At 39.7% G+C, this 12,752-nt stretch carries 10 protein-coding genes and 1 pseudogene; 4 read left to right on the top strand and 7 right to left on the bottom strand.

Annotation, left to right across the window (positions count from 1 at the left end):
* Positions 1-53: 53 nt before the first annotated feature.
* Genes MTF66_RS12430 through MTF66_RS12420 form a run of 3 tightly spaced genes read left to right on the top strand, consistent with a single transcriptional unit; the run spans position 54 to position 4,726 of the window.
* Entirely contained in the window at positions 54-611 is a 558-nt protein-coding gene (locus tag MTF66_RS12430; protein WP_010389615.1) for an RNA polymerase sigma factor, read from the top strand.
* The gene (locus MTF66_RS12425; protein ID WP_138621177.1) at positions 608-1,684 is read left to right on the top strand and encodes a FecR family protein; all 1,077 of its coding nucleotides are present in this window, start codon (positions 608-610) and stop codon (positions 1,682-1,684) included. The genes MTF66_RS12430 and MTF66_RS12425 overlap by 4 nt, the downstream gene beginning before the upstream one ends.
* 9 nt (positions 1,685-1,693) lie before the next feature.
* Entirely contained in the window at positions 1,694-4,726 is a 3,033-nt protein-coding gene (locus MTF66_RS12420; RefSeq protein WP_138621175.1) for a TonB-dependent siderophore receptor, read from the top strand.
* 65 nt (positions 4,727-4,791) lie between these two features.
* Here the strand turns inward: MTF66_RS12420 and MTF66_RS12415 are convergent, their stop codons facing one another.
* From MTF66_RS12415 to MTF66_RS12390, 6 genes are all read right to left on the bottom strand, one after another.
* Positions 4,792-5,235, bottom strand: a complete 444-nt coding sequence (locus MTF66_RS12415) for a PA2169 family four-helix-bundle protein (protein ID WP_008468186.1) — start codon at positions 5,233-5,235, stop codon at positions 4,792-4,794.
* 172 nt (positions 5,236-5,407) lie between these two features.
* A complete protein-coding gene (locus MTF66_RS12410; RefSeq protein ID WP_008468187.1) occupies positions 5,408-6,346 on the bottom strand; it encodes a LysR family transcriptional regulator in 939 nt (312 codons plus the stop codon).
* Positions 6,347-6,362: 16 nt separating this feature from the next.
* The gene (gene aceK, locus MTF66_RS12405; RefSeq protein WP_055011783.1) at positions 6,363-8,081 is read right to left on the bottom strand and encodes a bifunctional isocitrate dehydrogenase kinase/phosphatase; all 1,719 of its coding nucleotides are present in this window, start codon (positions 8,079-8,081) and stop codon (positions 6,363-6,365) included.
* 183 nt (positions 8,082-8,264) lie between these two features.
* Entirely contained in the window at positions 8,265-8,756 is a 492-nt protein-coding gene (locus MTF66_RS12400; RefSeq protein WP_138621173.1) for a DUF4124 domain-containing protein, read from the bottom strand.
* Positions 8,757-8,901: 145 nt separating this feature from the next.
* Complete coding sequence (locus tag MTF66_RS12395; protein ID WP_055011785.1) at positions 8,902-10,398, bottom strand: DUF3413 domain-containing protein; 1,497 nt, start codon at positions 10,396-10,398, stop codon at positions 8,902-8,904.
* Between the two features lie 5 nt (positions 10,399-10,403).
* On the bottom strand, positions 10,404-10,616 hold the full coding sequence (locus MTF66_RS12390) for a DUF1414 domain-containing protein (RefSeq protein WP_008109847.1): 213 nt from the start codon (positions 10,614-10,616) through the stop codon (positions 10,404-10,406).
* A gap of 63 nt (positions 10,617-10,679) precedes the next feature.
* Between MTF66_RS12390 and yejK the strand changes: the two genes are divergently transcribed.
* Positions 10,680-11,696, top strand: coding sequence for a nucleoid-associated protein YejK (gene yejK, locus MTF66_RS12385; RefSeq protein ID WP_010389625.1), 1,017 nt, complete (start codon positions 10,680-10,682; stop codon positions 11,694-11,696).
* A 423-nt stretch (positions 11,697-12,119) separates the two neighbouring features.
* On the opposite strand, the pseudogene MTF66_RS12380 reads toward yejK, so the two are convergent.
* Positions 12,120-12,752: pseudogene (locus tag MTF66_RS12380) on the bottom strand (ribonuclease E); the annotation flags it as partial.

Here is a 12,752-nt window from a genome sequence, read left to right as displayed (position 1 = left end):
TAACCATAAAACTCGTAATCTTACCGTAATAATAATAACAAGGGACTACCCACGTGGCTCGAGGAATTAAATTAGCCAGTACATTCTCAGATATATCCACGCAACTGCGGCGCTTTGTGTCTAAAATTGTGTTACCTGACGATGTTGATGATATTGTTCAAGAAACCTTTGTTAAAAGTTATGAAGCAGAGCTAAAACAAGATATTCAATACACCCGCAGCTATATGTTGAAAACAGCTAAACATCTCGCCCTAAATCATATAGCTAAATGGGATAATAAATTTAGTACTCCTTTAAATCACGAAACTGAACTTCCTAAATTGCTTAAATCAATGCAATTAGAAGATGAATACACCTCCAAAGAACGTTTTTTACTATTTTGTCGTGCTACTGAGCAGCTAAGCCCTGTAGTGAGAAAATGTTTTATATTAAAAAAAGTATATGGGATGAGCCAAAAAGAGATCGCACAGCAAATGCAGCTAAGTCAAAGTACGGTAGAAAAGCACATTGCTAAGGGGCTACTAAACACCATGCTATATATGCGCGATCAAGTGCAAGATGAGAGTGAGCATTGCCAACAAAGTGCGAACATAGTGAGGGCAGTAAAATGAGTAACATCCATCAATTTACTTCAAAAGAATTAATCTTAGAAAAAGCATCGCAATGGATAAGTGCGATTGATCGTGGCTTAAATATACAAGAGCAAGAGCAATTCAAACTTTGGATGTTACAAAGCACGGCTCATCAGAATGCGGTATATGAATTAGCACAATTATGGGATGACTTAAGTGTGCTTAACGAGCTCAGCGTATTGTTTCCTAATAAGCACTCTGCAGGCATTAAAACAAAGCCTTCCTATGTATATGGTATTGCGGCAAGTGTTGTTGCAGCTTTAATGATGTGCAGCTACTTTTTGCTGAACATGGGGAGCAACTTTAACCAAAATTTAGCTAAAGTAAATTACACAAAAATTTATAAAACAAAGGTTGGCGAGCAAGCAACCTATGTTTTACCAGATGGCACAATAGTTCAGCTTAATACCAATAGTTCATTGGAAGTCGCTTATAGCCAAGGACGTAGACAGTTATTACTAAGCCGTGGAGAAGGGCGTTTTAATGTAGCTAAAGATGCATCACGCCCGTTTAGTGTTATGGCGGGGGATAAAAGCTTTACCGCTCTTGGTACCGTATTTAATGTGCAGCGCAATACCTCTTCTGATCTCGAATTGGTAGTCACTGAAGGTAAAGTGATGATCACCGATCCCAGTGTTGCTGTTAATGCTGACGATTTTAAAGCGTATCAGCAAGCGAGCAACAGTAACCAAGAAATCCGCAAAATCAATGCCAACATTGTGATATCAGGTGAAAAAGCAGTTATTGAACAAAGCGTTACAAAACCAATCACACAGTTATCGGTTGATGACGTACAACGTGATTTAGCTTGGCAAAATGGCATGTTGATTTTTAATGGTGAACAGTTGGTTGATGCCTTAAACGAGGTTAGCCGTTATACCGCCACGCGGTTTGAATTATCATCTGATGAATTAGCGCGCATTAAAGTGGCTGGCGTCTTCAAAGCAGGTGATGTTGCAGGGCTGTTAGAGAGCTTACAAAATAATTTTTCAATTGAGCATGAACGTTTAGGCGAGCATGTTGTTAGTTTAAAATATCAAAAAAAATCATAGGTAATGGTAATGAAAATCACGCCATTGTTAATCAATGTTACTCATAAGGGTGTAAAAAGTAATTTAAAGATTAAAAAAATGATAAAAACCTATAGAGGATTTTTGTTTGCTAACTGTTTATATAAGTTGCGCAGTAACCATACGTGTTATTTAAGTCCGCTGGGACTCGTTGCACCGCTGTTTTTTAGTATCAGTGTGCATGCGAATCAAATCCAGGGGCAAATGATGCAGTTTGATATAAAAGCGCAACGAGCAGACAAAGCCTTAATTGAATTTGCCAAGCAAACTGAACAAACAGTGGTTTTTTCGTACGAACTTGCTAAACAGTACCAGGCAAATTCGTTATATGGATTTTATTCTCAACTCGATGCGTTAAACGCATTGTTAGCTGAGACTGAGCTCGATGCGGTTGTTGATCAAAATGGTTTACTGAGTATTAAACTCAAACAAATCAATAGGAAAGATAACAACATGATGAAGCTTTCAGGAGTTAGTGCTGCTGTATTACCTGCTTTACTTGCAGTTAATTCACAAGGAATAAATGCCGCTGAACAAAGCGCAGAACAAAACATCGAAAAAATTGCTATTGTAGGTAGTCGTGTCGCAGGACGCTCAGTTGAAGACTTACCTGTCCCCGTTGATATTTTAAGTGCAGAAGCACTCGAAAATACCGGTCAAACTGAAGTTGGCCGCATGCTTCAAGCTATCGCACCTTCTTTTAACTTTTCAAGTTCATCTATTAGTGATGGTACTGATGCATTAAGACCCGCAACCTTACGTGGCCTTGGCCCGGATCAAACATTGGTATTGATCAATGGTAAGCGTCGTCATCAAGCCAGTATTATCCACATTAATACCTCCGTTGGTCGTGGTACTGCGGGTACTGACATGAATGCGATTCCAGCCTCAGCTATTAAACGTATTGAAGTACTGCGCGACGGCGCTGCGGCTCAATATGGTTCGGATGCAATTGCCGGTGTTATTAATATCGTGCTAAAAGATGGCAGCGAAGGTGGTAAAGCGGCCGTTAACTACGGTGAGTACTCTGAAGGTGATGGCGAAACCGTTAATATCGACTTTAATAAAGGCTTTGCTTTAGGTGATAACGGTTATTTAAATACAACTATTAACTACCGTGATCGTGCACCAACTAACCGTGCAGGCCTTCATGGCTCATGTCAGTTCTATGGCTGTACTGAACTTTCTGATGGTACCTTGCTTGCAGGTGAACCACGCGAATTAACCGCACCGCGTGATACATTCAGAATTGGTGATGCTGATTCACAACAATTTGGTTTAACAGTTAACACCGGCTACGAATTAGGAGCGGGTGAACTATACGGTTTTATTACCTATTCAACTCGTGATAACGAATCAGCAGCATTTTTCCGCCATAATGCCAATGCAGGTGGTAACCCGGTACTTCAAGATGGCGATGCAACTATCCCAGCTGGTTTTTTACCTAAAATAAACACCACGATTGACGATATTTCATATAACTTTGGTTATAAAACTGAATTTGATAACGACTCAAGCTTAGATTTATCGTACACCTATGGTGAAAACAGTATTGACTACACGACTAGCGATACTATTAACGGCTCTTACGCGAATTTTTTACGTTATGATCAAGGCCTAAGTGCAGCAGATATTCGCGCCACGATTCCACGTCAAGGTTATGCTTATGGCATGGAGCTATCACTGCAAACGATCAATCTTGATTTTACTCAAAATTTTGATGACTACTCATTGGCAATGGGTGCTGAAATTCGTACCGATGAGTACCGAATTTTAGAGGGTAGTGAATATGCATATCGCGATTACGATACCAACAACGGTGTTAATATTTACGATGGGCTAAGCGGTGGTATTGGCAGCGAAAACGCATCCGGTGGCACACAAGGCTTTGGTGGTTCATCCCCAGCGTCGTCGGTTGATGAGTCGCGTGATGTGATCTCGTTTTACTTAGACGCTGAAGCTTACGTTATTGAAGATGTAATTATCTCAGGGGCGTTACGTTACGACAATTACAAAGGGTTTGGCGATACAGTTAACTTTAAACTAGCCGGTAACTGGTCAGTAACTGAAGATATTTCACTTCGTGGTGCGCTAAGCTCAGGCTTTAGAGCACCTTCAATGCAGCAGTTGTATTTTAACAACATCAGCACACAGTTTGTTGTAGGCCCTAATGGTAACTTAGTGGCTGAAGAAGTGGGCACCTTTAGAAACGATTCAACCCTTGCGCAAAGTTTAGGTATTCCTAAGCTCACAGAAGAGAAATCTCAAAACCGCAGTTTAGGTATCGTTTATAACGTAAGCGATAATATTAATGTAACCCTAGATTACTACTCAATTGATATTGACGACCGTATTGTAATTAGTAATCGCTTAGGTAAAGGCTTATCAAGCAGTCTTGATGCTGCGTTATTAAGTTCAGGTGCGGGTGCAGGGCAGTTTTTCTTAAATGGCGCTGACACTGAGACACAAGGTATCGACTTTGTGGCTACATGGAATACAGAAGGCCTTGGCGGCACGCTTGATTTTACTTTAGCGGCTAACTTTACAGAAACCGATGTCGTGTCGTTATTTACACCTGCAGGTTCTGGGCTTGAGACCGTGCCAGTTGATGATGTGTTTTCTGATCAAGAAATTTCTATTATTGAAGAATGGCAACCAGAAGATCGAATTAACTTAAGTGCACTTTATCGTCGCGACGACTGGACCGTAAACCTATCGCTTAATCGCTTTGGTGAATACACAGTGGAAGATGGCGGCCGCCAGACTTATGGTGCTGAAATTTTAACTGACATCAAAGTAAATTACTTTGTGACTGACGATTTATCAGTAAATATTGGCGCAAATAACTTATTTGATGTTTACCCAGATGAAAACACCATAGGTAATTCACGTTCAGGCACAATTGTAGATGCTCAAGGTAACACCATTGTCAGCAGCGATGGTGTATTTAAGTACTCACGTCGTTCAGCGCCATTTGGCTTCAACGGTGCTTACTACTACGTAGGTGCAGAGTATCGCTTTTAATGAATAACTCTCCTATTGTTATTTAACAACCAAAGGGCCGTAAGGCCCTTTTATCGTTTTTAAACTTAATGTTTTTGCATTTTACTCATTTCAGCATGGCAGCTCTGCATAGTAAGTAATACTTTTGATAACGCTGCTTCACAATCATGAGACTGAGGCTTTTTCAACGCTACTTTAATTTCTTCTAAGGTTTTGTCTTCTACTTCCTCAAGCTCTTTAACGTAGGTTTGATCGTTATCGTTAGCAAATTTACTAATCAAAGTAGTAAATGCACGGCGTGCTTCTACAACAAACGACGAGCCATCTTCGCGCTCACCTTGTTGATTAATTGCGTAAGGTTGTAAACTCTCCACACTGACTTTACGAGCGTCAATCATACGTTGGAATAGGGCTCCTATAGCGGGGTCTTGTACTTTATCTTGTGCTGTTTGGTAAAAGTCGATGCCGCTATTCATTACTTGGATAATGTCGGTAATATGATTTATTTCTTGTCCTTGATGGGTGCTCATAATAATGACCTCTGTTAATTTAAAATACAGTCATTATCAAGCAAGTGCTATTCCAAGTAGGTTTTGTTTTTTAAGCTTTTGTATTTGATGGTTTTTAATTATTTTTTATAGTTTGGTATGCTTGCTAACTAGGCGTTAGCAAGCAAATTTTACATTAAGGTATGTAAGAAAGTTATTTTAGCTCATCCGCTACTTCAGCTACTTTTTGGCGTAACCAAATATGACTAGCATCTCTGTGTAATAAAGGGCTCCATATCATATCAAGTTCAAATGGCGGGATAGGAAAGGGGGGCTCCAGTATTTTAAGCCCAGGATCGTCTAAATAAATATTGGCCGCTTTTGAGGGCAAAGTCGCAACTAAATTTTTCTCTTTGGCTAAGTGAACAGCCACATGATAGTTACGAGTAAAAGTGGCAATATTACGGTGTTTACCAAAATGCGCCAGTGCCTCATCAACCCAGCCCAGCTTTTGCACATCTTTAGGGTCCATCCCCACACCAACACCAAAGCCTGTTTTACTTACCCAAATATGGCGAGCTTTTAAATAGCTGTCTAGGCTAAAGTTTTCAATAATGGGGTTATCTGATTTTACTAAACAACAAAAGCTATCTTTCCAAATACGTTTATGGTGAAACGATTGTGGTAAATTTTCAAAGCGGTTAATCGCCATATCAACTTTACCGTTTTCAACATCGTGAAAGGTAACATCACTAGGAGTTAAAATATCTAAGGTGGTGTCGGGCGCTTCTTCGTGTAGTTTCCCTAATAAACGCGGTGCCATGGTACTGGCCGCGTAATCACTGGCCATGATCCTAAACACTCGCTTACTTTGTTTAGCTTCAAACTCACGATTAGGTGCCAGCGTTTCTTCAAGGGTCATCAAGATTCCACGAATCACAGGCTGCAACTCAATAGCACGCTCAGTCGGTACCATACCATCGCTGGTACGCACTAAAATAGGATCATTAAAAAGGTTGCGTAGGCGTTTAAGTCCGTTACTCATTGCCGGTTGAGTAATGCTAAGCTGGTTTGCAGCACGAGTAACATTACATTCGCGCAGTAATGTATCGAGGTAAACCAGTAAATTTAAATCTATTTTACTTATATTCATTGTGTGTCCTTAACGTTTACCAATAATGGATAAAACGCTGTGCTGTAGGATAGGGATAAATATGACTCACCTTTCCATTTTTTATATTTTGTTGTGCTTGTTTCCAAAAGTTAACATCAAGTAATTCAGGGTGCGTGCTAGTTAAAAATTGTTTATATGTTGGATTAGGCATTACAAAGGTACATAGCTGCTCTGGAAATACATCTTGAGGTGCAACCGAGTAACTTTGTTCGTCCATTAAATAATCGTCATAACTTTTTGCTTTAGGTAGCGCTCTAAAGTTCATGTCTGTTAAATATTGCACTTCATCGTAATCATAAAAAATAATCCGTTTGTGCTTACTTACACCAAAGTTCTTTAACAGCATATCGCCAGGGAAAATATTCACGGCAATCATTTCTTTAAGCGCCTGCCCATACTCTTCAATGGCATCGGCGGCACTTTTTTCGTCTGCATTTTCTAAAAACAGATTCAGCGGTGTCATCCGTCTTTCAATATATAAGTGTTTTATAATTAACCAGTCACCCTCAATTACCATTGATGAGCCAATGGTTTTGTGCAACTGTGCTAACAAGTTACTATCAAATCGTGCCAAAGGAAATACGACGTTTGAATACTCTATGGTGTCAGCCATTCGGCCAACACGGTCGTGGCTTTTAACCAGTTGATAGCGTTTTAATACCGTTTCGCGACCAAATGGCTTACTTTCGCCAAATTTATCTTTGATGACTTTAAATACATAACCAAATGAGGGCAGGGTGAATACCATCATCACCATACCCGGTGTACCTGGAGCAATGGTAAATTGATCATTAGAATGAGTTAAATGATTCAAAAACTCACGGTAAAATTCAGTTTTACCTTGTTTATGAAAGCCTATGGCGTTGTAAAGCTCGGCGAGGGTTTTATTCGGCATAAGTTGATTTAAAAACCGCACTAACGCTGAAGGAGCATGAGTTTCTACCATAAAGTAAGCTCGCGCAAAGCCAAAAATAACCCGCATTTGCGACGACTTTGTAAGTAAGGCATCTAAATAAAGGCCTTTATCTTCATGGTGTAACACGGCAATAATAAAAGGCTGAACGCCACTTTGCGATACAACGCGCCCCACAATGTATGCGGCTTTATTGCGGTAAAACGGCGTGTGTAATATATCAAAACGCATTTGCCAATGCTGGTGGTGAGTATCGGGAGCTTGCTTATAAAACGCTTTTACTAATAAACGAATATCACGCTCAAGGTTGACAAAATCGGCTTTAAAATCAAAGTGGTTAATAATGCGTTTAATTGTTGGTTTTAAACCATCCACGACGGGGAAGTAACTTCTATATTCAGCCTCTACAGGCACTGATGGCGCATCTTTGAGTGTCGCTTCAACAAAAATAAAGTCATTATGAAAATAGCGGCGGTGGTATAAGCGGCAGAATACAGAGTTATAAAATGTTTCGGCAAGCTCAGCCTGCGGGTGAAAACATAAAAAATGCTGGTAAATTTTTTTTACTTCAAGCCATAAACTTTCGTTTAGCTGGTCTGTTTGTTGGCGTTCACGTAAGGTTTTTGTGGTTTCGTTAACTCGATCATCATAATAGCTAATACGTAGGCGGCTAATATCATTGATTGCTTGCCAATCTCTTTTAGCAAACGCATAAGGTGCTTTTGCTGTTGTTCTTTGAAACAGCAGGTAATGTTTTTTAAATCCGGTTAAAATTAACTCAGCAATTTGGCGTGGTTGCATCAGTACTCCTTAATTGACGCCTTTAGGTGTTTAGCAAAGTGCCGGTGGATACCATTTAATTTGTAAAAGCGGGTCAAAGGAAATTGCATCACTAAACACGTATTAGAGTTCGTACTCTACGGTTGTTAAGGGTATGTTATTTTATGTTTAAAACCAAGCTAATTAAGATGATATTTATTTAAGTTAATTAGACTCTGCTTGGTAGGCATCAATCTTTTTTTGTAATTTCTTAATTCGTTTTTCAATTACTGTTTTATCTTTTTTATATTGCTTATCTAAGCTTTTTTGCGTTTTTTTAATATCTTTTCTAATTCGTTTTTTATCATCGGCACTTAATATATGATTCAAGCGTTGTTGTTGTTTAAAATCAGCTCTATCTTTCTCTCGCGAAAGTATAGCGAGTTTATGCTGGTTACTGCGCAGCTCCGCCTCTAAGTTAGTAATTATGGTGTCGCGTTCAAGTTCGTTTAACTGCTTAGTGTAGTTTATTTCTTCACCTGCTTGTTTTGGCTCGGTGGCAGTTATTTTATGAACGGTTGCATTGTTACTACAAGGTAATTGTGAAAAGGTAGTCCCTTCTGGGGTTACGCATTTGTAATAGGTGGTTTGAGCTAATGCAAAAGAGCTAAAACATAAAATACAGACAGTAATGATCAGATTAATAACGCTGAACATAATGATTATCCTTTGTATATTCTGATCGAGTTAATAATTTTTAATGATAAAAACTATAACCTAGCTTGGGGGGATAGCAAGTGCAAAGGAGTAATAACAGAAACTAAGCGAGTCAGTTTTAATGACTCGCTCGTATTATGAGGTGCTATTGAGAAAATGTTTTAAGCTTTTTAATACTGTGCACTAAAAACGGAATATCAAGTCCTTGCTCAATTGAAAACCCTTCAGCTGCGGAAATATTTCTAAAGTTTCCATCACGATCAATCAGCGTAATTCTATCTTTTTTATAAGCAATTACGACGCCTTGTGAGTAATTAACGCCAATGTTATTACTTTTATTGTATAAGTTTTTCCCTAACATTGTCTGCTCTGCAAGCGTATTACAGTTTAAGTATTGGCCAAGGCTAGTAGCAAGAATGTCACTAGGTTGAATTAAGCCATTCACTTTAGAAATAAACTTATCTGAGCTATACAAGGTTGACGTGGTCACTATTTCATTGCTGTTTTGAGACACACTAAATGCAAAAAACTCAGTAGTGTCATCGCGTACAGTCGTATTTTCATTCGCTTTAATAACCCTGATTGCGCCATCTTTGTGTGCTTGCTCGTTAATAAAGCTCAGCTCATCAATACCAAATACTTCTACACTACGGCGTTGGCTTTGCCAAACAGGTAAGGTTTGTTGCTCAATAATGTCGGTTTTATAAAATGCAGGCAGGCCATACACCAAACCAAATAGCATGTCGCTATGATCTGTGGGTTGTAAAAACTGCTGATTTTTATAAATGCCTTTTTTGCTAGCAACAAATTTTGCTAACTGTTCGTCATTATCAAACACTAAAATATCAACTTTAGCTGCGTTGTAATCTTCACATTTTGCTAATGGGGTAGGTATTTGGTAATTAATACCTTGGTTATTAATTTTAACATTATGGGCTTGCTCGTAGCTTTCAACATCCAGCAAATCGTTTTTAGCGAGTAAGCTCTTTGCCGTAGTCGGGTACGAAAGCGGTAATACGTTATCTTGTTTTGTGATATCAAATTTTAAATTTGCATCAGCCCAAATATGAATACTGTGGCTTAAGGCAAAACAGATAACTAAAAAAGAACCGGCATAACGAGCAAATTTAAATTGCTTTAAACGCCCTAAATGGTGCCAAGTAAAGTTACTAACCGTAAGCTGAAAGCCTAAAATAAGTAACACAATACTGCCAGCAAGCAAGGTAGTAAGCGCAGGTGAATTTGTTAAGCGGTGCCACAACAACGAAATAATTTCAGGCAGCGCCGAGGCATTTAAGTGATAGCCCAAGTTAAAATACACATAAGCGTCCAAAGTCAGTATTGAAGCACCTATTGTTGCTATCACTGCCGCCATACCACGAATATGCTGCGGGTAGGGAAACACTAAACTTAAAGGAAAAACTGTCAGCACAAACGCTAAAAAGGCAATAAAGCTGGTGTGGCTTAGCCACGTAACCACCATATAAGTGATACCTATATAAGTAGTGGGCGGTGAGTCGGCAAATAAATAGCTTAAGCTAATTAAAAGCGCTAAACCAATATTGGCAAATGTAAACCAATGGCCCCAACTTAATAATTGACTTGCTTTCGATGAAAACTGGTTATGCTGCGATAAATTCATAGAGTTTATTTAACCGACTGAGCGAGTGCTTTTGCAAAGTTCTCAGTAACAGCTTGTCTTTTCCCTGTTGGTACATGCTCTTTTAAGATATGCGTGATAGAATTTCCTAAACACATAAGACTTAAATCAACCGGCGCATTGTGTTTTGATAAAACATCAATAAGCTGATCGACGATTTGTTCTACTTCTTCATTAGAGTATTTTGATAAGATTGGCATCAGTTGGTTCAATAAAAATAGTTATATTCCCGTATTTTAACACCAGAGGCGTGAAAAACAAAGATGGCAATAGATGTTAAAAAATTAGTCGTGCACTATGTAGACAAAAAAGATGACGACACCCAAATTCACCTTCGCAACGACGAAATGATGATCAACGACAAAGTTGCTGTATTCATTGAGCAATTACACCACGCCTACAACGGCAAGCCAGGCAAAGGTTTTTGTGCTTTTAGTGGTGAAAAAAACAGTATTGTTGCCTCTACTATGCAAAGCTATCGTAATAATGAGCTTGGCTTTTGGCATATGACCGAGCAGGCATCAACGGTATTAAAAGAAGAGTTAGATAAATACGCCTTTAATGAAACTGGCTACTTAGTATTTTGTCATTATCAGTACGTGGCTACTGATTATATGTTGATTGCCATGATCAACATTAAAGAGCACTACTCCATGACTTCAGAGCTTGATTTAGCCGCATCGCGCCATTTAGATATTTCGCGTATGCAATTGGCTGCTCGCATTGATTTAACCGCATGGGATACCCAAGCAGACGACAATCGTTATATTTCGTTTATTAAAGGTCGTGCGGGGCGAAAAGTGGCTGACTTCTTTTTAGATTTCTTAGGTTGTGAAGAGGGCATTGATCCTAAGCAACAAAGCCAAGTAATGCTAAACGCGGTAGAAGACTACTTATCAGAGCAAGAATTTGATAAGTCTGAAAAAGACGATTTACGTAAGCAAGTATTTGATTATTGTAACGACTGTGTCACTACTGGAGAAGAGGCTAATGTAAGTGAACTTTCAGCAACGCTGACTAAAGGCGACGACAACCCGTTTGAGAGCTTTTGTAAAGAGCAAAGCTATGACCTAGAAGAGTCATTCCCAGTCGATAAGAAAACAGTAACGAGTATGGTGAAGTTTTCAGGCTTAGGTGGCGGTGTGAGCATTAGCTTTGAGCGTAAGCATTTAGGTGAGCGTGTGACTTATAATGAAGCCACTGATACCTTAGTGATCAAGGGCATTCCGCCAAACCTTAAAGACCAACTACAACGTTTCATGGAACAAGAGCAGGATTAAACTCACGGCGGGCTGCGAGCTACGGGTTTCGGGCTCAGGCTCGTAACCCGATCCTCACAGTCCGTTAACCTTCGATTGTAACTTTACCCTCTAAAAGCGCAGCGTCTCATAGTACTCTTTGTGAATAATTCCTTTGCGCGGCATAAAGCCCCGCCGACAATAAACCTCGATGTTGACCTTATCCGTAGGCGGGAGTTTACCTCGCGCATGTTTTAGGTGTTAGGAATAGCTGTAGACGTAGATCTTGCTCACAGCAAGTTGCGAGCTAAGGGTTTAGGGAGCAGGCTCGAAGCCCGATCCCCGTAGCCCGCTAACTTTCGACTTTACCCGAACCCCGTTGCGAGTTACATAAATATCAGGCAATAAAAAACCGCGTTAAAATCAATTAACGCGGTTTTTTTAGCTTTTAACTAAACTTAGTGCTTATTCAGCATTAAGTGTTTTAGTCATTGCTGAGCTAGCACGACCTGCAGGTTTTACTGAGCCAGGGCGAAGGCCACTGTCAGGGATTAACTCACGTTTGTCATGTGCCATTGCAACTGATGTATGCTTGATTTCGCTATCAGCTACAGGTGTTGGCTGTGCCATTGGCGCACTTGCATGTCCAGCTGTAATCACTGTTTTAGCGTTTACATTAGCTGAGCTAGCTTGCGACACTTTCTCAGGCTGACTTTCAACTAAAGGCGCTTCTTTAGCTTCTACAGGTGTTTCAGTAGCACTAACCGGTGCGGTTTCTGCTTCAACAGCGACTTCTTCAGTTTTTACTGGTTCTTCAGTTTTTACTGGTTCCTCAGTTTTCACTGGTTCTTCAGCTTTCACTGGTTCTTCAGCTTTCACTGGTTCTTCAGTTTTCACTGGTTCTTCAGTTTTTACTGGTTCTTCAGTTTTCACTGGCTCTTCAGCTTTCACTGGTTCTTCAGCTTTCACTGGTTCTTCAGTTTTCAATGGTTCTTCAGCTTTCACTGGTTCTTCAGCTTTCACTGGTTCTTCAGTTTTTACTGGTTCTTCAGTTTTTACTGGTTCTTCAGTTTTTACTGGTTCTTCAGTTTTTACTGG

It is taken from the genome of Pseudoalteromonas sp. 2CM39R, assembly GCF_023161845.1.
Note: the sequence above shows the minus strand (reverse complement) of the source record. Positions and strands in the feature narration are given on the sequence as shown.

What these genes read in the sequence shown, in the direction of transcription:
- MTF66_RS12425 (WP_138621177.1), top strand. Translation starts at nt 608, where the DNA reads ATGAGTAACATCCATCAATTTACTTCAAAAGAATTAATCTTAGAAAAA.
- MTF66_RS12420 (WP_138621175.1), top strand. Translation starts at nt 1,694, where the DNA reads ATGAAAATCACGCCATTGTTAATCAATGTTACTCATAAGGGTGTAAAA.
- MTF66_RS12415 (WP_008468186.1), bottom strand. Translation starts at nt 5,235, where the DNA reads ATGAGCACCCATCAAGGACAAGAAATAAATCATATTACCGACATTATC.
- MTF66_RS12410 (WP_008468187.1), bottom strand. Translation starts at nt 6,346, where the DNA reads ATGAATATAAGTAAAATAGATTTAAATTTACTGGTTTACCTCGATACA.
- aceK (WP_055011783.1), bottom strand. Translation starts at nt 8,081, where the DNA reads ATGCAACCACGCCAAATTGCTGAGTTAATTTTAACCGGATTTAAAAAA.
- MTF66_RS12400 (WP_138621173.1), bottom strand. Translation starts at nt 8,756, where the DNA reads ATGTTCAGCGTTATTAATCTGATCATTACTGTCTGTATTTTATGTTTT.
- MTF66_RS12395 (WP_055011785.1), bottom strand. Translation starts at nt 10,398, where the DNA reads ATGAATTTATCGCAGCATAACCAGTTTTCATCGAAAGCAAGTCAATTA.
- MTF66_RS12390 (WP_008109847.1), bottom strand. Translation starts at nt 10,616, where the DNA reads ATGCCAATCTTATCAAAATACTCTAATGAAGAAGTAGAACAAATCGTC.
- yejK (WP_010389625.1), top strand. Translation starts at nt 10,680, where the DNA reads ATGGCAATAGATGTTAAAAAATTAGTCGTGCACTATGTAGACAAAAAA.